This window comes from Bradyrhizobium sp. ISRA442 (assembly GCF_038085055.1).
GTDB lineage: Bacteria > Pseudomonadota > Alphaproteobacteria > Rhizobiales > Xanthobacteraceae > Bradyrhizobium.
This window is the reverse complement of record NZ_JALGCN010000012.1, coordinates 1-23,282: the sequence shown is the minus strand read 5'-3', so window position 1 is coordinate 23,282 and position 23,282 is coordinate 1. Positions and strand designations below refer to the sequence as shown.

At 59.5% G+C, this 23,282-nt stretch carries 20 protein-coding genes; 15 read left to right on the top strand and 5 right to left on the bottom strand.

The window, feature by feature from the left end; translation table 11 throughout:
- Positions 1-233: 233 nt before the first annotated feature.
- From MTR72_RS24190 to MTR72_RS24180, 3 genes are all read right to left on the bottom strand, one after another.
- A complete protein-coding gene (locus MTR72_RS24190; RefSeq protein ID WP_341511234.1) occupies positions 234-1,433 on the bottom strand; it encodes a DUF932 domain-containing protein in 1,200 nt (399 codons plus the stop codon).
- Between the two features lie 392 nt (positions 1,434-1,825).
- Positions 1,826-2,137 carry a DUF736 domain-containing protein gene (locus tag MTR72_RS24185; protein ID WP_148741686.1) on the bottom strand — a complete coding sequence of 104 codons (312 nt, stop codon included), beginning with the start codon at positions 2,135-2,137 and terminating at the stop codon, positions 1,826-1,828.
- A gap of 767 nt (positions 2,138-2,904) precedes the next feature.
- On the bottom strand, positions 2,905-4,893 hold the full coding sequence (locus tag MTR72_RS24180) for a ParB/RepB/Spo0J family partition protein (protein WP_341511233.1): 1,989 nt from the start codon (positions 4,891-4,893) through the stop codon (positions 2,905-2,907).
- Between the two features lie 1,211 nt (positions 4,894-6,104).
- Here MTR72_RS24180 and MTR72_RS24175 point away from each other — a divergent pair.
- From MTR72_RS24175 to MTR72_RS24155, 5 genes are all read left to right on the top strand, one after another.
- Positions 6,105-6,563: a hypothetical protein gene (locus MTR72_RS24175; protein ID WP_341511232.1), complete on the top strand. Its 459-nt coding sequence runs from the start codon at positions 6,105-6,107 to the stop codon at positions 6,561-6,563.
- Positions 6,564-6,643: 80 nt separating this feature from the next.
- Positions 6,644-8,311, top strand: coding sequence for a hypothetical protein (locus MTR72_RS24170; protein WP_341511231.1), 1,668 nt, complete (start codon positions 6,644-6,646; stop codon positions 8,309-8,311).
- Positions 8,312-8,433: 122 nt separating this feature from the next.
- On the top strand, positions 8,434-9,324 hold the full coding sequence (locus tag MTR72_RS24165) for a hypothetical protein (RefSeq protein WP_341511230.1): 891 nt from the start codon (positions 8,434-8,436) through the stop codon (positions 9,322-9,324).
- Positions 9,308-9,910, top strand: a complete 603-nt coding sequence (locus MTR72_RS24160; RefSeq protein WP_341511229.1) for a hypothetical protein — start codon at positions 9,308-9,310, stop codon at positions 9,908-9,910. Before MTR72_RS24165 ends, MTR72_RS24160 begins: the two co-directional genes overlap by 17 nt.
- 3 nt (positions 9,911-9,913) lie before the next feature.
- A complete protein-coding gene (locus MTR72_RS24155) occupies positions 9,914-11,677 on the top strand; it encodes a type IV secretion system DNA-binding domain-containing protein (RefSeq protein ID WP_341511228.1) in 1,764 nt (587 codons plus the stop codon).
- A 486-nt stretch (positions 11,678-12,163) separates the two neighbouring features.
- Here the strand turns inward: MTR72_RS24155 and MTR72_RS24150 are convergent, their stop codons facing one another.
- Together MTR72_RS24150 and MTR72_RS24145 are read right to left on the bottom strand one after the other, a co-directional pair.
- A complete protein-coding gene (locus tag MTR72_RS24150) occupies positions 12,164-13,258 on the bottom strand; it encodes a HigA family addiction module antitoxin (protein ID WP_341511227.1) in 1,095 nt (364 codons plus the stop codon).
- A 44-nt stretch (positions 13,259-13,302) separates the two neighbouring features.
- Entirely contained in the window at positions 13,303-13,614 is a 312-nt protein-coding gene (locus tag MTR72_RS24145) for a hypothetical protein (protein WP_341511226.1), read from the bottom strand.
- 116 nt (positions 13,615-13,730) lie between these two features.
- On the opposite strand from MTR72_RS24145, the gene MTR72_RS24140 reads away from it, so the two are divergent.
- The 10 genes from MTR72_RS24140 (at position 13,731) to MTR72_RS24095 (ending at position 22,993) form a co-directional block, all read left to right on the top strand.
- The gene (locus MTR72_RS24140; RefSeq protein ID WP_341511225.1) at positions 13,731-14,003 is read left to right on the top strand and encodes a hypothetical protein; all 273 of its coding nucleotides are present in this window, start codon (positions 13,731-13,733) and stop codon (positions 14,001-14,003) included.
- The gene (locus tag MTR72_RS24135) at positions 14,000-14,332 is read left to right on the top strand and encodes a hypothetical protein (protein WP_341511224.1); all 333 of its coding nucleotides are present in this window, start codon (positions 14,000-14,002) and stop codon (positions 14,330-14,332) included. The genes MTR72_RS24140 and MTR72_RS24135 overlap by 4 nt, the downstream gene beginning before the upstream one ends.
- A 201-nt stretch (positions 14,333-14,533) precedes the next feature.
- Positions 14,534-14,839 (top strand): hypothetical protein, encoded by a 306-nt coding sequence (locus tag MTR72_RS24130; RefSeq protein ID WP_341511223.1) that lies wholly within the window; start codon positions 14,534-14,536, stop codon positions 14,837-14,839.
- The gene (locus MTR72_RS24125) at positions 14,827-15,633 is read left to right on the top strand and encodes a HesA/MoeB/ThiF family protein (RefSeq protein WP_341511222.1); all 807 of its coding nucleotides are present in this window, start codon (positions 14,827-14,829) and stop codon (positions 15,631-15,633) included. Before MTR72_RS24130 ends, MTR72_RS24125 begins: the two co-directional genes overlap by 13 nt.
- A gap of 27 nt (positions 15,634-15,660) precedes the next feature.
- On the top strand, positions 15,661-16,590 hold the full coding sequence (locus tag MTR72_RS24120; RefSeq protein ID WP_341511221.1) for a nucleotidyltransferase: 930 nt from the start codon (positions 15,661-15,663) through the stop codon (positions 16,588-16,590).
- On the top strand, positions 16,583-17,350 hold the full coding sequence (locus MTR72_RS24115) for a hypothetical protein (protein ID WP_341511220.1): 768 nt from the start codon (positions 16,583-16,585) through the stop codon (positions 17,348-17,350). Before MTR72_RS24120 ends, MTR72_RS24115 begins: the two co-directional genes overlap by 8 nt.
- A gap of 496 nt (positions 17,351-17,846) precedes the next feature.
- On the top strand, positions 17,847-20,609 hold the full coding sequence (gene mobF, locus MTR72_RS24110; RefSeq protein WP_341511219.1) for a MobF family relaxase: 2,763 nt from the start codon (positions 17,847-17,849) through the stop codon (positions 20,607-20,609).
- 46 nt (positions 20,610-20,655) lie between these two features.
- The gene (locus MTR72_RS24105; protein ID WP_341511218.1) at positions 20,656-20,811 is read left to right on the top strand and encodes a hypothetical protein; all 156 of its coding nucleotides are present in this window, start codon (positions 20,656-20,658) and stop codon (positions 20,809-20,811) included.
- A complete protein-coding gene (locus MTR72_RS24100) occupies positions 20,808-21,263 on the top strand; it encodes a hypothetical protein (RefSeq protein WP_341511217.1) in 456 nt (151 codons plus the stop codon). Before MTR72_RS24105 ends, MTR72_RS24100 begins: the two co-directional genes overlap by 4 nt.
- 50 nt (positions 21,264-21,313) lie before the next feature.
- Positions 21,314-22,993: a recombinase family protein gene (locus tag MTR72_RS24095; RefSeq protein WP_341511216.1), complete on the top strand. Its 1,680-nt coding sequence runs from the start codon at positions 21,314-21,316 to the stop codon at positions 22,991-22,993.
- The last annotated feature ends 289 nt before the right edge of the window (positions 22,994-23,282 follow it).

The following is a 23,282-nucleotide window of genomic DNA, read 5'->3' as shown; positions in this document are numbered from 1 at the left end:
CGCCGTGATGGCGTATGCCTTGCCGAAGGAAGGGCGCTCCAGATGCTTTCCTGCAATTCAACGCCATTAGCGTGGTAGTTCTCGCGAGCCGGGCCAAAGGCCCGGCGAGCGACGGACGCGGATACGCGTCAACCGCCGATCCGGCGAGGCGGATCGGCGGAAACTTTTCAATCCTTCTCGGCAAGAGCATCAGCCGTGCAACCGATCGAGCGGCGGCACGGCTGCTGCGATGCTCAAGCGGCGGCCTGCTCTAGCAATCGCTTCGCTTTGCCCTCAAGCTCAAGCCGTGCATCCTGATGAGCCTTGCCTCGGGCGAGCGCTGTAATTCCTTGCACAAAATCGAAGACGCTTTCCGGCGGCCGGCCCTCTTCATGGAGGACGGTTTCAATGATCCTGCTCGTTTCCGACTTGGAGAAGCCGCGCTTGCGCAGGAAGCTGTCTCGATCCTCTTCGTTCCGGGCAACGATCCGCTCGCGCGCGGCTCTTATCCCCGCAACGAATGGTGCGGCCGAGGAATTGGCAAAGCTCGTCAGGGCCGGTGTTGCTTCATGCGCAAAGCGCTGCGCCGCGAACTTGGAATGACGGATAGTGATTTCCTCGAACTTCTCCACACCCCACAGGTTGCGGTTCATACAGACGGCGCGGAGATAAAACGAAGCGATTCCGAGCGTCTTCGATCCGACCTCGCTATTCCAGCAATAGAAGCCCCGGAAATACAAATCCGGCGACCCGTCCGCCAAGCGCCCGGCTTCAATTGGTTTGGTTTCGTCGACCAGAAACAGAAACACGTCCCGGTCGCTGGCGTAAAGCGTGGTCGTTTCCTTGGTCACGTCCACAAAGGGATTGTGGGTCATGGTCGCCCAATCCAGCACGCCCGGGACCTTCCATCGTGTGTCACCGGTCCCATTGCCGGCGATCTCCATCACGGCGGCCGTCAGTTCGTGATCCCAGATGCGCCCATAGTCCGGACCAGTCACGGCGCGAAGTTCGATGCGACCGTCATTGGCCTCCAGGGTTTTCAATAGCTCTCCGCGGTGTGACAGCAAGCCGTGCTGTAGGTTGATCCCGGCTAACGGTGCGGGAAGCTGGCGCATGTAAGATGTGGGGGCGCCAACAAGGCTGCACAACTGCCCAAAGCTCCAATGCGTCGGCGCGACGGGCTCGCTGCGGCCCGGCACCATCAAAGCCAGCCGTTCCGCACCGTCGCGGCTTGCCTCCACGCGTACCGCTCGGCTTTCTACTGTGCGGGTTTGAGCGCAGTCAGCACGGCGGCGCACTGCGTCATGAAGATCGGTCAGGCTGAGATAGCGCTCGTCATCGGGGCGGGAAAACCACTCCGAAGATACCCGGCCGATGCGTTCGCCGCGCGACACATCGACACGAAAACCGCTTGAAATAGGCTGCTCGTTGCGGACGAGGGTTGTCGTCGTCATGGGTCTTTCTCCTATGGGCTTGGGTTGAAGCGCAGCGCTGCGCTGCAACCCTGCCCGTCGGCGAGACCGGGGTAGCAAGAGCAAGGGCGGCGGGACGCGGAGGGGGATCACCCGCCCGAGGGGGCGCGCGTCCAGCGCGCGTCTGCACGCGCCTAACGACCCTGTCGTTCAAGACGTTCGTGGGCGCGGAAGACCGGGGAAACCGCTCCCGCCGGCACCGGCTTCGGTGCTTCACCCTTGCGCGCGCGAGGGCGGAGCCCTTAGCAATCGTCCTGAAAAAGCATGACCGAGGGTTCTCGCCGAGGGTCTTCTACTATTCCTTCTGCGCGTCGGGCCATGGGCACGGAAAAGAGCCCCGCCTCCGAGGAGGCGGGGCGGATCGATTCGGCGGGTTACTCGCCGTTACGGCGGGACCAGATCAGCGTGTAGCTGTCGTCGCCTTCGCCCTTGACCAGCGAGGCGTAGATCGGCGCTGGGAAGCTCGGATCGTCCAGCTTGACCGAGAGATATTCGCGGTCGGTCTCCCGCGCGGTCTTCTTCCAGGCGGCACCGAATTCCGTTGCCCCCGACCGGATGCGATAGTCCGGCGCCTTGTCGTTGTCCTTCTCGGATGCAACGAAGGTTGCCTTGACGTTGAGCGTAAGCGTCTTGACCGAGCCAGTGAAGCCGTTATTCGACGCGGTGAAGGTGCCGATGGTAGCCATGGTGTCTCCGTTCTGTTGTCGGGCCGCGACCGTCGCAGCCTCGATGGCGGTCCTTGGCCCGGGAGCGATCGGCCCGCAGCCGCCAGGCCCGCAGCAAAGCGTAGGACGGCGTGAGACGGCTTTTTTGTCTCGCGAGGAATGCCGTCACTTCGCGGCAGGGGAAAAAAGCCGGCGAAGCCGTTGCGGGAAGGCGATCGAGGCACTTGCCGTCCCCCCGGGCCTGATCCGTCCATTCGAGGTTGCAGAGGACGCGGCACATCAGCGAACTGACGGAGATAATTAAGGCTGCGATCATCCAACCGTCACAAGGAAACGGACTCACTGAGGGCAAGGGCGCTTGCTGGCGCGTGAACGACGACAAAGATCCGACATAGGGACCGACAGCGTTCGATTCGGCATCTGTGCGCGCACATTCGGATGCCTCTGCAAGAAGACCTCGCGGAGTTGAGCCCGTAATGCGATCTCGGCGTGAGACTCCGACCGTCCAGACGGTCTACCCTCGCAAAAAGGGCCACAACGACGGCTGCTCCATGCTGATCTGGTGCCTTCGCAACGGCGGCTGATCCAGCGGGAACGATCGACACTGGTTCTCCTGGTGCGGGACCACAACGTGGTGCGACGCGCCTCTCCCTGCCTTGCTTTCGAAATGCTACCGATCGGGACATGGGAATCGTGATGATGGCCGCGCGCCGCAAGGCGCGCGGCCCAAAAATTCGACGGTTGCGGGCGAGAAGGCCGGGACCGCAATACGGTCCCGGCCTTGCCGATCACTCTGCCGCGTTGGCGTAGGCGTTCGCAGGCCCATCCGTGGCCGCTTCCGCCGCTGATTGCGTCACGTCCCGCTCCACGGCTTGCGGTGCCCGCATCAGCGCGGGCAGCCAACCCGTCGGAGCGAGCAACAGCTCGGCCGCCTCTGCCATGTCCGGCTTCTTCATGCCGGCCATGCGGTCCGCCGCCTCGCTGCTCACGGCTTCTCGCACCGCTTCGAGGATGCGCGCCTTGGTGATGCGCCCGAGATAGGTTCGCACGGTCGGTCGCCAATAGCCGGTCATGTCGAGACCAACAGTTTCGGCCAGGCTGTCGGCAGTTGCCAGCGCACGCGGTCGATGATCGCGTGGCAATTTGACCGCGTTGACAGTCAAGGCTGCGCAATGTGCAAAGACGGCCATGCGGCTATCGTGGCCGAGGGCAACAACGAACGCCCAGAGATCGGCGACATCTCGCGGCAACTGCGCCGCCCAGCGCGCGTGGCGATCCGACCAAGACCGGCCCGCTTCGGTATCCGCTATTCCGTCCGCGTGAGAGCCAAGGAACAAGCTGCCCGGACGAATATCGAGGACATTGGCCTCGGCTCCCTGATAGAACGTCTGCGACACAAGCGCATGGATGACGGCGACAAGCGCGACGTCGGGTTGCTCCGACAAGGCCAGACGAAGGCCAAGGGTTCGGTGCGCCGTCAGGTCGGCGATCAGATTGTCCGAAAGCCCAGCGTCGGACTCTGTGTCGTCGTCGCAGTCGGCCGCATCCTCATCGCCACCTTGCATGGCACTCTTGGCAAAAGCGTTGCGCTGCCGGTTGTCGTCATCGGGACGAATAAAGCCGCGCTCGATGCGAACGTCACCATCATGATTGAGAACCACGAAGGCGCCGCCGCAGGCGACGTCATCGGCGTCGTAAGCATGGCGGAGGGCTTCAAGGCGCTCAATTTCGGCTTCGAGTTCGCCAAATCGGGCATCGACATCCTCGGGAAGTTCTTCAAGACTCTCGTGCTGCTTGGTGAGGAGGTTGAACTCAGCCTGCGCCGCTTCGTAGATAGTGTGATCCTCCGCCGAAAGCTCAACCTCTCGTGGATAGACGCGCCGTAGGCCGTGACCGTGCGGAAAATCGAGGTTTGCTTCCGCCCATTTCCAGCCCTCATCCTTCTGCAACGCCGCTGCGACCCGTTGCAGCTTTTCCAGCGCAAGCCGGTCCAGCAGCGCGGCATCCTCGAAATAGCCGCCCCGATCTTCGGTAAAGAGATCGCGCAAAATAGTCCCGCCTGCCTCAGCATAGGCTTCGTGACCGACGAAGACTGCGCGACGGTCGGTGGCGGCGACGTTGGTTTCGGTCAACATCCGGCGGACGGTGACGGGATCTCGGCTGTACGATAACCGGTCATAAATCGCCTCCTGCCGAGCGTGATCGTCGATCAGCGCGAAGGCGACCAATTGTTCAAAGCCCATCTCGTCGCCACGGTAGGCGTCGATCAAGCGAGGCGACACGGCACTGAGCCGCAAACGTTGCCGCACCACGTGCGGCGTCACGCCGAACCGGGCAGCGATTTCTTCCGCACCAAATCCGCGTTTATCCGCGAGTTTCTTGAAGGCCTCGAACTGATCGGCGGGATGCATGTCTTCCCGGGTAATATTCTCATCAAGGCTGATTTCGAAGGCGTCATTTGCGGTATCGATGACGCAGCGGATCGGCTCGGTCTTCTTGATCTCCTTGCGCCTCACGCGCAGAAGCTGGGCAAGCCTCCGGCCTTCGCCGATGGTCACGAAATAAAACCCGGTGGCTGCGCCCCCGCCATCCAATTCCGGTTCGACGACAAGATTTTGCAAAATGCCTTTGGCGGCGATGCTGGCCGCATAGGACTCGATCGCCGCCTCGCTGTGCGGCGTCTTGCGCGCATTGTTCGGCGATTTCTTGAGTTTGTTGAGCGGAATGAAGCGCTCGGTCCCGCTCTCTGTGACGATTTCGGACCTCTTTGCAGACATGATCGATCTCCATTTTGGGCTTGGGTGCAGAGCGCACCTCGCGCCTGCAGCCCTGCCCATCGGCGAGATCGGGGGTAGCAAGTGCCAGGGCGACCCGAGTGGAGGGGTTCACCCGCCCGAAAAGGGCCGCTCGAAGAGCGGGTCTGCACAAGCGCGTAGGAAGTTTGGAAAATTGAAATATCCAGGAGAGCGCGGAAGACCGGGGAGACCGCTCGGGGCGGCGCTGGCGTCAGCCGGCGCTTCACCCTGGCGCGCGCGAGGGGCCGCGCCCCTAAGATCTCAACCGTGAGAAAAAGCTGGGCAGCCCAGTAAAGGCGAAAACACATGGCAAAAAGTGCGAAAAATCAAAGAGGCACCCGCAGGAGGGTCAGCATAGCGCCGACGCGTAGCGGCGGGACCCGGGACCGAGTGCAGTCGCAAGACCGGTAAAAAAGGCACCCGAACGAAGGGCAGTGATAGCGACGCCGGAATGAAATGACGGCGGGACCGAGGGCGAGTGCCTCCGGCGAGCGACACAACAAAGTCCCTGAGTGTCCGTGTTTGTCCAATGGGAAGCCAGTTCTTCGGCAAGGCTATCGGCTTTCAATTGGGCTTAGTCAGCCGTCCCTTCCCGCCGCACGTCTTGCAGCGTGCGGGGTAGATTCTACGGCCACGCTCGTCCGGCTGCTTCACCGGCGGGAAACCGGTACCGTTGCATACCCGGCATTTGACTTCGATCGGTTCAATCTTCATGCCTCGCCGGATCGTCCGGAAGTCGATGCGGGGCTGGTCTGGAGAAGAGGCCGCGGCCGGTGAATCGCCCGCGAAGCACGTGAGGAGCCGCCTATTCTCATGTCGTAAGTATCGGCCAGACCCAGGAGCCGCTTCTTGGTGGAAGGGGCCGCCCTCGCGGCCATATCGCGGATGTGCTGTGCGTGGTGCTTGGGACCCGCCCGAGGTGCCGCCCGCTGACGATCGTAACGCGGAGTTTGCGCGTTTTGGCATTTTGGCACGGAGCTCCAGCAAAGCACGCGCTGAACCTTTCGCGATAATTTCACCGATCGGATACGGCAAATTCATTTGTGCCATCGTTGATGCCGTACATCGAAGCGATATTCGTAGCGGGGCATTTTTGCGCTCTGATGAATCGCGCCTGCAACGAGACCATCGATTGACATCGGAGAGATTGCTCTTACCTCTGACACAATCGACGATTGTTGGAGAGCGACATCATGCGCCGCGAGCTACAGCACCTGATCAAGAGCTGGTCGTTTGACATTCCGTTCGAGCGCTCGGTGCGCAGCAACTTTCAGGCGCTGCAGCAGTTGGAGGCGTCCGGGTTGACTTGGGGAACCATCGCGAACGCCCTGACCCGGGCAGGAGCGCGGCACAAAAATGGTCGACCAATCTCCGCGCGGCAAATGAACTCGGTGTTTCTGCGTGTCCGGAAAGCCTATCTCACAAATACTGCCAACGCGGCTTCTTTCGGGCTCGCACCTCCCGCGCGAGCCGTCGAACATAATGGCGAGTATCTGTCGGATCCAAAGCAAGCCAAGTCCGGTGGCGAGACCGTCACGATAACTCCTGCGGCCATGGCAACACCTGCTCCAAGCATGGCGACAGGTTTGGCGCAACGGCTGGCTGAAGCTCACAGGCTGCGCGAAGTCAGCCGCACGGAGTATGACGACTGAGTTCTGATCATCGAAACGTTGAGCAATGAAGCAAGCGAAGTTCAAGTACCGTCTCGTACAAGCACTTGAATAGGAAGCACATGACCGATTTTGAAATTCTGCTCCTCATCGACGCGAACGAAAAAGCGATGAAGGCCATGTCTGCCTTTACGGACGCGTTCAAGGCGGAGTTGTCACACAATAGCTATCGCCCGCATGATAAGGTCGACGACGTAGCAGCGAACGTAAAGCCACTGATCGCATTCTATCTGGCGAATGCCATGGCATGGGCAGCCGATCGCTTCGGTCACGCCAAACATAAGCGATCCCCGGGCGACGATGTGCATCCGCCTTCGCAAGTCGATGGGAGAGTGATCAAGGAACTTCAGTTTCTTTCGGAGTTCATGTCCAAGCCTCCCAACAAATCGCGGATAACGAAGCGAACCACCATATCGTCATATGCGCTCGGCATGCTCACGAAATCAGGTGCACTTGGACCAGCGGTGGTATCGCATGCGCGCAAAATTGACATCGACAGGCAGACGACCACCGATCAATCTCCCCTCGGCCTGGGCGGCCTCACTACGTTGCCACCCAGCAAAGGAACGGTGTTCGGCTTTGTAGACCCAGGGATGATGACCGACGACGATGCCAGCAATGCGCGCCTAGTCGATCGCCTCATGGCCCGCGCAGCGACCCTTGGCGAGACGTCGCTTCTTCGGGCCGATCCCGTGATCTGGGAGCTTAGCCCGGAAGTGGCGGGCATATTGGCCAACGCCAATCGGGCTCGTCGTGGCAAGCACGTCTGCTTGCGAGACGTCAAACGCCGGCTTAACGATGTTGGGCGACAAAATCTTGCCCTTTGTGCTGGCCAGGCGGCTGAGTTGCTTAAAGTTGCGTTTCACATGACGGAGATTGGCGACATCGATCATTCAAACGGGACGATCGAGCAGTGGCTGCACGCACCGCCCCTCAGCCGCTTCATCGTGGGCGTATTCGAACTCTTGACGCCGGCACTCGGCGTTCCCTTTGACGAGATCAAATTGGCGCGAAACATTCCGCGCGCCAAGGATGAGGTCGCAGAGGGAGGAAATTTCGACCAGCTCACGAAGTCGGCGTGGGATTTGGCCCGCGCCGGCTATGATTGCGCGAAGGCGGTCGTCAAGGCGATCCCCGAGCTGCACGGGACCGATCTCGACATCGGTGTGGGGCTCGCGGAAATGTCCGAGGGCGAGCAGCGAAAGGGGCGCCAGGACCGAAAGGCGGGCGGCCGCTCCGAAACCACCGAAGAAATCCAGTCGAGATTAACGGCTGCACGGGATATCCTGATCGCAAAAATCTGGGCGCTTCGGCATGACATGCTGACCTTGCGAGGATATGCGGTCTTTTTCGATTGGTATAGCGCCGCTCTCATGGAGCCGTTGCCTCAGCCTCTCTTTAATGAATTCCTGAGCCAGATTTTTAACGAGATCCAGGATTGGCACCGCGAACTCGAGGCACGTTACAAGGAGGGCATTCTCTACAAACGCGACATCAAGCGTCATGCGAGCGGACTGCCGCTTGATATTCCGACGCTAGCGCCACTGGTGCGACGTCACACGCTTGAGATGACGGAATATCCACTTGATCGCGGCTACGGCGCGACGATGAACCAAGAGGTGATTGAATCGCTCCTGACCTCGCTGAGCGTGAGGCATCCGGACGTCAAGGACATCTGGAAACTCGTGACAAAGCGGGTCAAACCAGTTCCGGTGGCCAGGCCGGCATAAATTTCCAATTGACGCTCATTTTTTCGTTTCGCGTGATCTTATCCCGGGAGGCTGCCCGGTAAGCCCTCCGCCGCATGCTGTTTGGTCCTGAAGCGCCATTTCCGGCGCATCAGGAGCAAGCCATGACTAGCAAGACCACTCCCGCCATCCATAGCGGGCCTCGCACGGAAAAGAAGACGATTGCGGCTCTGAAGGCGGCCGGCGCGACTGTCGTATATGGGATGGGGCCGAAAGGGGGCATCGGCAAATCTTTGACCGGGCGCCTCGTCATCGACGGCGCCCTCGCCGCCGAGCGGCAGGTTCGGATCGCCCAGGTCGACCGGGCGCCGACCCTGCCGCAGCTCTACCCGGACCAGACCATCACGATCGAAGTGCCCGGCGTGGAGGAGATGCGCAGCGATTCCCTCGCCGCGATTCGCGTTTTTGAGCCGCTTGAGGAAATGGTTCAGTCGATCGCCAAATCTGACGGCCTTGGTGTGGTCGACATCGGTGCCGGACAGAACCAGCGGGCGTTCCTGAATTTTGTTGCCCGCGCCAGGTTTGACCGGTTTCTGGTCGATCAGGGTGTCCGTCCCATCGCCATGGTCCTGATGACGGCCGATCCCAGCGCGATGGTGCAGAGCGCCAACCTGATGGAGGAGCTTCACCTCGTACATCCGGCCGCAGAGATCGTGCCGGTCTTCAACCTGCGCGACGGGGCATTCAAATTCCTGTTCGGCACGCCTGCCCATAAAATCTACATCGACCGAATCCTGCCGTTGTTGAAAGACCGCCACCGCGTCACGCTCCCCGCAATCGCCGCCGGCGCCTGGCCGCTGTTCGAGACCGCCGGCATGACCTTTACCGAAGCGGTCATGGCCGACGAGGCGACGCTCATTGCCAAACTGGGGATGTCTCGCCTGATGGTGACCGCACTACAGGGCGACGTCAGCGAATTTCTGTCCGTCGTCTGGCCGCGCCTTGGCGCCATTGCCGGCTTCTCCGTGGGGGCGTTCGATGCCCACCGCCAGTGAAGCGCTTCCGAGCGACCTCGTCAGCCGCCTGAAAGAAAACATCAGGCGCGGCAGGGCCGCGCGCGAAACTCTCGGGCGGAAACTTGCGGAAATGTCACCGCGCGAGATCGCCAAGCTTCCACGTGCGGTGTTGACCCGCATCGGCCCCGCTGGAATCGCCACCATGGCGCGGGTGGCGGCTGGAACCGATGATGCATTGCCCGCACCGAAGCGAGCCCCGGTTCGCATGCAATCGCAGGACAAGACGACCAGCGGACCGCCGCCGCTCTGGCTCGTTTGTTGTGCCGGCTCGGCGCTCATCGTCGGTCTTGCAATTCTGGCAGGCATGGTCGATCGGCCGTTGAGGTGGGCCGTTGCGCGGTCCGGCTATCTGAGCGCCGACGCCGCGGGCCTCTGCAATCGGCTCGATCGCTGGAGCGAGAATTGCAACTTCGTCGTGACCGGCGAAGGCTTCAGCCTTGCCGATATCGCGGCGCGTCTCGGACGCGACCCGAGCTTGTTCAGGACTCCTTCCATGGTCGTGGGCGCCGATAGCGTGTTGCCGGTCGGCACGACTATTCACGTCGATCGCAATCCTGAGAGATAGATCATGTCCAAATCAACTCATCCGCTCACGCCGGTGGCGGCCCGTTCGGGCGCCGTTCTGACAGCATTTTCGTTCGCCCTGCTCGCGTCCATAACGACCTTTTTAATTCTGTTCAGCGTCGTTCCCGCATTCTATTGGTCTCCGCGCGACCACGTTGAGTTGCCGTTCGACCTGGCAGCTCTAGTACGATTGATCGAGATGTCCCACCATGCGGCGGCTCCCACTTTAGCTCTGAGTGGCGACGCAAGCGATCGACTGGGCGAGTTGGCCAAGTATATCGGCGGCTGGATCATGTACCCCTCTGAAATTGGGCGGGCATTTTGGAGGACGTCGACTAGCATCGACATGGCCATCAAGCTGCCGATCCGCCTGTTGGGTGCGGCTTTGGCGGGGTGGGTCGTGGCCGTTCCCATCTATCGGCAGATGCTCTCGCGAACGCCCAAACTGCGAAGCGCGCGCTGGATCGATGGACCGAAGACGCTATGGTTCGGCGCGGCGATTGGCGCTGCGCGAAGCCATCTGGCGGGATTTATTGCCGAATTTCCTGATGGCGTCCTCCTCGCGCCCGGCCTGCAGCTTCCAAGGCTCGCCGAACACGAATCGGTGTTTGCCATCGGCTTACCCGGCTCCGGCAAGACGGTGATTGCCGAAGGGGTCGCACGTCAGGCGATCATGCGCGGCGATCATGTTCTCCAGCTCGACGTCAAGGGCGCGCTGCATAGCCGGATTGCGGCTTTGATCGGCCGCAAACACAGCGCCGTCGTGGGCATGGGACGTACTTCGTCGGTCTGGGCGATCGGCCGCGATGTCCGTTCGCCAGCAGCTGCCAGCCGGGTCGCCGCGATCATGATACCGGAGTCCCGCGATCCGGTGTGGTCGGCCGCGTCCCGCCTGGTCTTCAAGGGACTGCTCCTGAAATTGATCAGGGAACATCGACAGGATTGGGGCTGGCGAGAGCTCCAGGCCGCGATCTCGAAACCCGTCGAAGAGATCGCCAACGATCTGCGGCCGACCATGCGTCAGGTCGCAGAAATGCTGCGGGGCAAGGGCGACGACCCCACCACCATGAGCCTCTCGGTGGTCTTCAACATGATCGCGCACGTCGCCGAAATCGTCGATACATGCGCCGCGATGGAGAGGGACGGACGCCCGCGCATTTCGCTGATGGATTGGGCGAGGAAACGATCTTGTCAGCGCATCATCGTGTTGCGTCATGACCTGTCCAACAGGGACAATTCGGAGCTCCTGTTGACGCTGATGTTCCGGGTGTTGGCGAGCGAGCTTCTTTCAACTGCTATGGCGGACAATGTCGACCATAGCGTCTGGATTGTCGCAGACGAACTTCCCCGCTTTCGGGGAGCGATGAAGGACATCATGGAACTTGCGTCCCTCGGACGGTCTCGTGGGATCCGTGTTGTCGCAACCGCGCAGAGTCTCGCACAGATCGAGGACGCCTCGACGAAAGCCGCGGCAGAAGCGCTGACCGAAAACTTCGCGACCATCGTCGTCTGCAAGGCAAGAGCTGGCAAAAATGCGACTGAACTCTCCGAATCCCTGATGGGCATGACGACGTACGGGATTGATCCGCCCGGCAAACCAGGCGAGACAGAGTTGCACAAGGTGCCGGCTCTATCCCCCCACGAAATGTCCACAAGTCTGGGGCTGACAGTGGACTGGCAGGGGAGCAAATCGATCCGAGCTTCGATTGTCGGATTCGACAATATTTACGTGGTTGAATGGCCGCTTGATACTTGGCGACGGCTTTAGGCCAAGTCGATCAATCTCTCTGGCGGACAACCTGCCAGAGGCTGCTATCCTCCAACAATGACCATTCCGCAGTGGAACGAAATCGCGCAGTGGGACATGTGTCGCCATCAGCCCGCAGCCATCAAGCGAGCATTGGCGTGAGGGCAGCTGGTCTTCTCCCAAAGGCGGACATCGTCAAGACGATGACGTCTCAAACGGGTCATTCGCGTTATCCAACGGGGGGCGGAATCGGATCGATGTCGAGCCGAAGTGCTTTGAGGCGAACGGATCGGTAGAGCCGATACGGGAACAGAGCCGACAACGGTTCGGTCGGCCGAAGTCCGTCATCGAACACCGCCCCTATCTGATTTCCGCCAAGCAACACCAACAGATTCCGTAGTAGAATAAGTGGACTATCTACAAACTCGAATGGCGGTGGTAGCTGCACAGCGTGGAATTTCCCGTGCGCGGTCTCGCACTGCCCGTCGATCAGCTTTTCTGCTGCGGCTATTCCGACCACTCGAATGGAACTTTCAAGTGATTAAGTGGAGAACTCCAAGAGACAACTTTTCGGTTTTGCAATTGCCCCACGACGATGCCAGGCGCGACATCTATCTCCTCCGAAAACGTTGTAACGCTCTCAAGATCGAAAGAACCGGCCGACACAAATTTTTCAAGCTCATGCTGCGGTACTAGAAAATTCGCAGCCCAATGGTTGGCCTCTGCTTCCTCTTTGTCGTCACCCGGAAGCTTCTCGCCATCGATGAAGAGCGCCTTCCTGCTATGGAGGAGTAAATGCGCTGCCTCGTGGAAGAATGTGAACCAGAAATGATCGTTGGTTTTGTGCCGCAGTGTTTGCTGGATGATTCCCTTTCCTGGGACCAGCCATCGGGCAACTCCGCTCAGTCGCAATCGGGAAAACGGTTTAATGAGCAGGAAGACCACGCCGGCTTCTGCGCACTTGGAGATCATAGGGCTCAGAAACTTCTCGGGGTCTTGGTTCGTGTACGACCTGATTTGCGTAAGGGCATTTATAAAGTTTGTGCGATCAAACGGAGCTGTTTCGACGTTCTCCGCCTGAAGTTCGCCGAGTCGGAGCCAGGCCAGTAGCGGTTCAGGATCGCTTTTGAAAGTGGGTGAATGTCGAAACGAGACGGTTCGCAGTTCGTCGAAACGCTCTTTAAATGCGGTGAAGCTTCCAGCGGCAAAGAATCTGAGCAGCTCACGCGCTATATCCGTATCATTTTGAGTAGCCTTCACACAGCCACGCTGCACTAACTCTCCGATTGGGAAGCGATGAACAAAATCCTTGACACTTGCGAAGCTCTCCGCCTCAGCGCTCTGTGCCAAATGCAAGCGATACTTCGCTTCAAGATTGAGCCAGATCGAGGCGTCCATTCCGAGAACGCGTTCTAGCTGCATTGCCGTTGCAGGTTCGATCGGCGCCTTGCCCGCGATTATTTCGACAAACAGCTTCGGAGAGCGACCGCAACGGCGAGCCAATTCCCGTGCCGAAAGGTCCCGCGTCTCAAGAATCTCTTCCAAGACTTTACCGGGAGGCTGGACGTAATCTGGCTGATACCGGTGCTGAATGTGAGCCATCGGGTTCCCCGATTGAGCGTTTCGCTGCAATTCATCCTTCACTGCTACCGTACACCTTCAATTTCAATTTCCGTCACGCGCGCGAGGTCGACCGCACGCTTTCGCACGTTCGCACCAACTGCGCAAAAAACGAGGCGCTGAGTTTTTGCCACCATCACGCCGAAGCGCGCATCGCCATCGAGTTGGCGACATCCGATAGGGGGCATTGATGCGACCAAGGCCAACGTATCCGCCGCATCCAGGACAGCCATCCGATTCGCCAGCTTATACGCGATCTCGTCGCCGAATGCGCGCCGGAGCCGATCGAACTCACTGAATGTTCGAGCGAGCGCGGCGGTGCTGAATCCGATGCGCAACGGCCTCTCCTTTGAAATCCGTTACCTATTAGGTAACACATTTTCTTGCTCCTGGACAAGGCCTGTGGCATGATCCGGAGGAATCGGGGCCGATTCCCCGAGGAAAGGAACCTACCATGACCAGCCAAGCCATTGAAGATACGGAAAAAAAGCCAGACGACCACGGCAACGACTTTGTCGAGGTCTCGATCGACGGCACGCCGAAGAGCATTCACCACGGCAGCTACACGCTGCCCGACCTGAAGCAGGCGCTCGGCGTCGAGGCCTCCCTTGATCTGGACATGATCGAGAAGGACGGCGCGTTCCACACCATCGGCGACAACGAGCGCACGACCGTGAAGGAAGGCGAGAAGTTCATCAGCCACGTCAAAAAGGGCGGCTCGTCATGAGCCTCGATCCTCAGCATCTGGCGCACCTGAAAACGCTCTACCCGGATGCTGAGGTCATGCCGGAAGGCGGCGTCGATCACATCTACTTTCCCGTGCTGCCCATCGAGACGAACGGGACGGTGTTGAAGATGAAGGCGCTCCTGCGGCTCGGCGAACATCAAGGTTATTCGACGCGGCTCTTCGTGGAGCACCAGATAGCAGGCAAAGGTCAGAACTGGAATTGTTTTCAGTTGCTCGGCAACGCCTGGTGGGCACCTTCCTGGAACTACATCACGGTCGACCTGCCGCTCCTTGCGATCCTCGCCAACCATCTGACGGTCTTCCGATGAACATCACATTCCGAATTGAGCAAAAGCTGTTGGATCGAGCACGCGCCGACCTCCGACGCCGACATCGGTTCGCCCACGAACGGGTAGGCTTCTTTTTGGCAAAGCCCGCGGGACCTTCCCGCCGGCGGCATAGCGCTCTCAGTCACCGACTATCATCCGGTCGACGATGATCACTATGTTCCCGACGACACCGTCGGCGCGATGATGGGCTCGGCCGCGATCAGCAAAGCGCTCGAAGTCGCGTACCGCTCCCAGGCGTCGATGTTCCATGTTCATTTGCACGAGCATGCCGGAATGCCGGCATTCAGCAGAACGGACAATCGAGAGAACGCAAAGTTCGTGCCCGATTTCTTTAAGGTCGTGCCGAAGCTGCCCCACGGCGCCGTCGTGTGGAGCATCGATCGAGCCTGCGGCAATTGCTGGCTGCCGAGCACCCGGCAGCCGACCACAATTTCCGACTTCGTCGAAGTCGGCGCGCCGTTGCGTTGGTGGCCATGGCGATCATGAGAGATTTTTCACGCCAAAGCTTTTTGGGGCCTGACAGCGAAGCGATCCTGTCATCCGCGATCGTGGGCATCGTCGGTGCCGGAGGCGGCGGGTCCCACATCGTGCAACAGCTCTCTCACATCGGAGTGAGGCGCTATGTCGTCGCCGATGGCGACACCGTTGAAGATCACAATCTGAACCGCCTTATCGGCGCGACGCGACGGGATGCAGTACGTGCTGTTCCGAAGATAAAAGTCGCGCAGCGAGTCATCCGCGGACTCAACACAGGGGTTGAGATTCATCCGGTTATGGGGCCGTGGCAGACGGCCATCGTCGACTTCAGACGGTGCCACGCCATTATCGGCTGCGTGGATTCCTTTTCCGAGCGCGACCAGCTCGAAAAATTTTGCCGCCGGTTTCTCATTCCGTACATCGACGTCGGAATGGATGTCCATGCGCACGGCTCGGAGTTCGTCATCGCTGGACAAGTCGTCCTGTCAATGCCCGGAGAACACTGCATGTGGTGCATGGGCTTGTTAGACGAGAAAAGCATTGCGGAAGAAGCGCGCAAATACGGTGACGCCGGCTTTAACCCGCAAGTCGTCTGGCCAAATGGCGTACTCGCGTCGACGGCGGTGGGCCTGCTCATGCAGCTCATTACCCCATGGCACCAGAAACATCAGCAGAGCGTATACCTCGAATACAACGGCAACAGCCACACGGTGCTGCCTAGCAACAGGATGGCGGCTCTGGCGGGAAGGGCCTGTCCGCACTTTAGTGCCAGTGAACGAGGTGACCCGATGTTTGGGCGCTGAGAACCGGTCACCGGCAGAACCCGAATCTTGCCATTTCTCGTTTTGGTTGAATTTCGCTATAGTGCTCCGAAAATGGTGCGGCTCATTCACTCCATGGCATATACAGTCGACGCAGCTTTCAATACCTTTTACGAGCAGATCAACCTCTCCGGCGACCACCGCGAAACGGCAAACAAACGCCGCGAACGGATTGTCGAACTGCTCAAGAACGACTTCGAGATTCTGGAGTCGTTTGGTACCGGCTCGATTCCGAAATTCACCGCGCTGAAAGGTCATGCCGATCTCGATGTGATGGTGGCGCTCCACTATGGCAAGCACATCAAAGATAAGAAACCGAGCTCCGTTCTGCAGAACGTCCGCAACTCGCTGGCCGAGTATCGCACCGGCGTGCGCAGCAATGGGCAGGCGGTCACCCTGTATTACGACACGTGGCCGAACGTCGACATCGTGCCTGTCAGCAGAGTCGTCGACAACAACCAGAATGTCACACATTACGAAGTGCCAAATTCGAATACCGAAGGCTGGATGCCGAGCCGGCCGAAGAAGCACGCAAACACGATCGAGGCACGCTCAACCGTTTGCGGGCAGAACTTCCGTCGCATCATCAAAATGATCAAGCACTGGAACCGCATCCACAGCGAATACCTCACCAGCTATCACATCGAAGTTCTGGCGCTGAACATCTTCCACACGAACCTGGACGACTTGCCGTGGAACATTCACATGTTCTTCGACAACGCCGCTAATCTGGTGAAGTCATCGCTTTGGTACGAGGTCAACTACGCCGACGCGTATCTGACGGACACTGCGCGCGCCGAGGCCGTGAAGCGATTGGAGACGGCTAAAGCCAAAAGCCTGACAGCATGGTATGCGACCCACGGTGCGAACAACGACCACCAGAGCGCGATCACCGCCTGGAAGCAAATTTTTGGAGACAAGTACCCCGCCTATGGCTGATACTCCTCACAAAGTCGATCCGATCGGCGAGCGGTACTTCCGGCCGCTCGAAGTCGCAGAGGCCGTCGCCGACGGCTTGTTCTACGTCTCCGCGGCTCTTTCGCTCGCGGTGCCGCTCGTGAGCCAGCAGGACTATCCGTCGCTCTACGCGCTTGCACAAATCTTGTTCGCACTTTCTGTCATAGCCCTGTTTGCGGTGACGCTCGCGGTGCGCCTGTACTTCTCTCCGCGAGCTCAATTTCGGCGCTTCCAAGACTTCCTCGCACACGCATTCGGCAAACCGCTCGCCGCGCAGCAGACGAGTGGGTACTACAACAACGCCGCCACGACCGCTCCCCGCCGAATCGCGGCGCAAGTACTCGAAAACAGCTTCTACAGCCACGATACGGTCGCGCAGATGGCGAGGATCGAGCGTATCAAGATCGTGGTGTATGTGCTGCTGTACGTGCTCGTGATCTTCAACCGCAACACCGACCTCGCCACGATTGCCGTGGCCGCGCAGATAGTCTTCAGCGAACAGATCGTGTCGCGATGGTTCAGACTCGAATGGCTCCGCCGTGAATGCGAGCGGACCTACGACGACGTGTATCGTCAGTTCCAGACAAAGGGCCAGCTCGACGCCTTCGCGATCGAGGCGGTTGGTAGATATGAGATTGCGAAAGCGACCGCCGCGATTTCACTCTCGTCTCGTATTTTCAACAAGAGCACGAGCCGGACTGACGCGGAGTGGGCAGAGATTCGCGCCGCGCTCGGTCTTTGATCGCGACCGGACTTTCATTCGCGTCTGGTAGACTGTAGCGGGAATGCTCCCCATACAATACGGCACCCGAACCACTCGGATGCCGCTGGTGTGGAGGAACGACGATGGACCAAGCTGGCCGCATACCGACGCGCTGCTCGATCGCCACGAGGCCGATGCCGCGGATCGCTCGTGGTTCGCCGAGCATCACATCGCGGACCTGGTCTCGGCCGCCTTGGCTTCACAGGGCCAGTACGACTCTTCGCGCTCGTCGCGGCCATCGTCGTCGCCTTCCCGCTGGTTGGCTTTGGCTAGTGAGACCGTTGTTGTTCTTTCCAACGTGCCGCTAACCCTAAGCGGCTCAGACCGTCAAGATCAAGGAAAATGCTCGTCGCCCCAGTGACGGGCATTTATTTTTGACGACCCTCTGATTGCGGCCCCTTATCTCGGCAAGCTGCCCGGTAAGCCCCTCTCTCGAACATTCAAGCTCGCTTGCATCATATTGCAGGTGGGTGAGATGGTCGCGACGGTCGCTGCGGGGACTTCAGCCGAATACTACATCGCTTCGTCCGACTACTATTTCGGCGGCAGCGAACCCGCGGGTCGCTGGGTGGCGGTGGGAATAGACATCGGCGCTCGCGCAGGATCGGTGGTTGAGCGCGAACCCTTCGAACGGCTCCATGCAGCTATCGACGCCGATGGTCGCTCTATGCTCTCAAGTAAGGGCGGGAAAAAGCACGTCGGCGGGTATGACATTACGTTTTCGGCGCCGAAGACTTGCTCGATCCTCTGGGCGCTCGCCGACGACGAACTACGCGCCAAGATCGAGGAAGCTCAGGCCGGCGCCGTCGAAGCCGCCCTCAAGGCGGTTGAAGTAAACGCCGCATTCTGCCGCTCCGGCAAGGACGGAATTCACCGCGAGAAAGTCAAGCTCACGGTCGCCGTGTTCCAGCACGGCGACGCGCGACCTGCGCTGCATTCCGACGGTCAGGTTTTCTCGGACTGTGCGCTTCACAGTCACGCCATCGTCGGCAATATCGCTCGTAAAGTTGGCCAGGGCACGGACTACAGTGTCGTTGGCGAAACGAGCTCAACTGAGCCGAAGCGTCACGGAGCTTTGGACGGCAAAGCCATCTTCGCCTGGAAAATGGCAGCAGGAGCGGTCTACCACGCCCAACTTTCCAAAAATTTTCAGGATCTTGGCTTTGCCGTCACGGACGTCGGCAGGAACGGCATTTGGGAAGTCGCTGGAATCACTCCCCGGTTGAAATCCTATTTCTCGGCGCGGCGCGGTGAGATTGAGGACGAACTCGAGGTGGCCGGGACAGACAGCGCAAGCGCACCAGCGCTGGCCGCGGCAATCACCAAAGCGACCCGTAGAGCCAAACAGGAACAACGCCAAGACCGCTTTGCGTTCTGGCAGCAATGTTCCCGCGATATCGGCTTCGATCGCAACGCCGTCATTGAATCTTGCCTTGCCGCGGGTCGCGAGCAGCAAGCATTGCTTGAGAAAGCCGATCGTGAACGCGTGATCCAAACGCGCCTTGCCGCTCTTCCGGATCAGCTTACAGAGCACGAAAGCACCTTCGAACGCCGACATCTTTACGCCGCGGTCGCCACAGCGTTCGTCGGAAGCGGGGAAGGTGCGGAGCGCGTCGAGGCCGAGGTCGATAAGCTCATTACGACAAACGCGGTTGTCACCCTCGACCGTGACGTTTGGGGGCATGGGGTTTTCACGACCCCGGAAATTCTGCGTATCGAATCTGAAATCGGCGAGATGGCCGCGCGGCTTTCGAGAAAATCCTCAAGCGCACCGCTTCCCTCGACTGTCAACCGTCTGATTGGCGAGCACGGCCTCAATGAAGAGCAGGCAGGTGCCGTACGTGCGGCGACCAGCGGCGCCAGAATCACGATTCTTGAGGGCGCTCCCGGGGCGGGCAAGACAACGGCCTTGATGGCTACCACAGCCTGTTGGGCCCATACTGATACAAACTACCGTGTGATCGGCGCCAGTACGGCGTGGAAGGTTTCGCACGCCCTCCGCGATGATCTGGCGATCGATGCGCGGGCAACAGACTCCTGGCTGGTTGGCGCCGAGCACGGCGTTCCCTTTATCGACAAAAATACCGTCCTGATCGTTGACGAAGCTGGCCTCCTCTCAAGTCGCCAGATGCATCGCATTTTGTCGGCGGTAGAGGCTGCCGATGCAAAGGGGTTCGATCCGCATCTCATCCTCGTCGGTGACCGCAACCAGTTGCAAAGCGTCGGCGCCGGCCCGGGTTTGGCGCTCGCCGCAAACGCATCGTCGGTACAGTCGGTCGCCAGGATCGTTCGGCAGCATGAACAATGGGCGCGCGATGCTGTTACGGCTTTCGGAAAAGGTAATGCTGGCGAAGCGTTGGAAGCGTTCGATCGCCGAGGATTGCTCCATGAGACAGTCGGACCCAAGGCCACGGTCCGCGCGATGGTTGATGCCTGGGCAACTCATGAGGAGATCGCGCCCGGCCGCTCACTCCTCATAGCCAAAACCAATACCCAGGTGCGGGCAATTTCAGCGGAAGTCCGCTCCCAGTTGCGTCAGCAAGGCAAAATCCGTGGCGAGGACGTGACGCTCAAAGCTGTCACGCCGTCGAATCTGACCGTGCCGCTGCCCCTGGCCGATGGCGATCGCATTCGATTCTTGACCCGCATCAAAGTCGGCGGGATCGAGGCGATCAACGGCACTGAGGCGACAGTGGAGTCAATCCATGCTGCTGGCGATGAACGCTTTGATATTGCGGTTCGGACCGACACGGGCCGATTCACATTCTCCAGCGATGAGATCGCCGACGACGAGGGCCGCGTCAAAATCTCTCACGCTTATGCAACAACGATTTATGGCGCTCAGGGCTGCACCACGGACCGCGCATTCGTGTGGCTCACGCCTGAGATGGATCGCCATTCAGTTCTGGTTGCCTCGAGCAGGGCGCGGAATACAACCGACCTGTTCTGCGACCGCAAATCGCTCGACGCTCGAATTGTAGCCGAGCGGTCTCTTTCCGAACGAAGCCACGCAAGCGAGATCGACCCGATAGCGCGACGGGCTTACCTGGCAGGCCAGCTCTCCCGCTCGGGCTTCAAGCGCTCGTCGCTCGACATCCTGGTAGATGCACAGACGCGTGGCGCCGAGCAGCCGCGCCAGGAGACGCATCGTTCGCCGTCCGAATTGGCAACAACCGAGGTGGCCGGCGATCGCGATTACAAGCATCGCAAAAAGCATGAGCTCGACCATGAGCTCTAACGGACGTCCGTCAAAGTCCCAGCCCTTCGTTCCGGAGTCCTGGACCGTGGATAACCAGTTGCCCGATCCGATTCCGGTCTCGAAGGCCGAGCTGGACGCGATCGAGCAACATTTCGGCGACCTGCTCGACGGCATCTTCGAATCCCAATCCCGCACCGTGCCGGCGGTGGCTACGGCATCTCAAAAAGGAGATAGACGATGACCATTCGTCCGTTCTACGAACCCCGCATCCTCGAAATGCGCATCGAGAAATACGCAGAGATCGCAGTCGACGCCGGCATATGGCTCGCCGGTGAAATGCTGGAACAGGGCATTCGCGCGAAAGGCGATTTCCTCCCTGACCCGCGTTACGTTTACAAGCCCCGGCAGATGGAGGCGGCAATCATCGAGCTGAGCCATATCAGCGAAGGGCTTCGCCATCGGATCTTTGCGGCAGGATTTCTGAAATTGCCGAACAATGGCGCTCAGGCAACCCTTCATCGCCTGCTCGAAACACACACCGAAATGCTGCACGTGGCGTTCCGCATCGAATGGAAGCGCCGTCATGGTAAGATGGCCGGGGCAGCCAGTCATCGAACGCTACGGCGAGGATCGAACCTACAATTGACAGCCACGACTATTGGGAGACGCGCAATGACCCCAGCACAAAAATAGTTGTTGCACGCGCTTCCGGAGCTGCGAAGCTATTGGTGAAAGGCGAAGACATGAGTAAGCACGAACGTAAGCCGGCGATCGCAGTCGACACCAACGCATCCCGAGTGGCCTTCTATCTGCGCGTCTCGACAGATCGGCAGGCGAAGCACGATCTCTCGATTCCCGATCAGCGCGCCCAGATGCTCGCTTGGTGCGAGGCCAGGGGTGACCAGGTGGTCGGAGAGTTTATTGAAGCTGGCGCGTCAGCGACCGACGACAGGCGCCCGGTGTTCCAGCAGATGATCGAGCGTGCTTGCGACGGCGAGCATGCGTTCGACGTGATCGCCGTACATAGCTATAGCCGATTCTTCCGCGACGCCTTCGGACAGGAATTCTACCTGCGGAAGCTGGCGAAGCATGGCGTAAAGCTGATCTCGATCACCCAGCCGCTTGGCGACGATGACGATCCGGTCCAGGCAATGATGCGAAAAGTAATCGCGCTGTTCGACGAGTATCAATCCAAGGAAAACGCCAAACATGTCATCAGGAACATGAAAGCGAACGCCCAACATGGTTTCTGGAATGGCTCGCCAGTGCCACTGGGCTATGTTCTGGTCGAAGCCGAAAAACGTGGCACGAAGACCAAGAAGACACTCGCAATCGACCCCGTCGATGCAGAAACGGTCCTGCTTATCTTTAAGCTCTACCTTTACGGCGACGGCTCGTCGGGCGCACTCGGAGTCAAGGAAGTGGTCAAATGGCTCAATAGCCGCGGGTACCGCACCAGAAAGGGCAAAACATTCGGTACTGGCACGATCTACAAGATCTTGACCAATACAATCTATGTCGGTGAGTGGAAGTTCAACCAAATGTCTTCACGGACCGGAAAGCGCAAGCCGGATGATGAAGTCATCACGACCGCCGTTCCCGCAATTATCGAGCGTCACGTCTTCGAACAAGTTCGCCGACAACTTCATGCTCGAAGCCCGAAGGTGGCGGCACCTCGGGTCACGACCGGACCGATCCTGCTCACCGGTCTGGCGATCTGCGCGACCTGCGAAGGAGCAATGACATTGCGGACCGGAACGTCGAAGACTGGACGCATCCATCGTTACTATTCCTGCTCGACTTGTAATCGAAAGGGAAAGACGGTTTGCAAGGGCCGGTCAGTCCGGATGGAGAAGTTGGACGAACTGGTCACTACCCACTTGAGTGAACGACTGTTCCGGCCAGAGCGGCTGGTGACCATTCTCTCGTCATTGTCCGCGCGCCGAGCGGAAAAAGCAGACGCTATAAACACGAGAATCGTTGCGCTCCAGCGCGACCTCAGCGATTCCGATGACAAGCTCAAGCGCCTTTACAAGCTCATCGAGGACGGGGTCACCGAAATCGATGATGTCCTCAAGGACCGCTTGAACGTTCTAAAGGCTGACCGGGATCGCTCAAAGACCGCTCTCGAACGTGCCAAGTCACACTCATCGAATGCGATCCAAATCGACCCCGCATTGATCGAGGAGTTCAGCCGCACCATGCGGGAAAACTTCGCCTCGGGATCCATCCCATTCCGAAAAGCCTACCTGCAGTCAATCATCAGCGTGATCGAGGTCGACGATACCGCGATCCGGATCAAGGGCAACAAGGACGTCCTGGAAAAGGCCATTTTGGCCAGCCGGAACGGGGCCGGTCCGGGTTCGCAGATGAGTACTGGCTGGCGCGCCCGAAGAGATTCGAACTCCTGCCCAGATTCCTAGTTTAACGGTGAGGCACGTAGACGAGGCAGCAAGGACCGGTGACCGGCCCTGCGAGCGGTCATTTGACGTGGTTGCGGCGCTCGCGATCGACCTGCGATCACAATTGAGTAATCGCGCCCTCGCCGATTTTACGCTGTGACTTTCCGCCTGCCGCTTCCACGGCGCTTCCACGAGCGAAATTTCCGAGCAAATTCGGGGCAGCAAAAAGCCCTCAAAAACGACGTGTTCTCAAGGGCTTGATGTCTGGTTGCGGGGATAGGACTTGAACCTCTGACGTTCAGGTTATGAG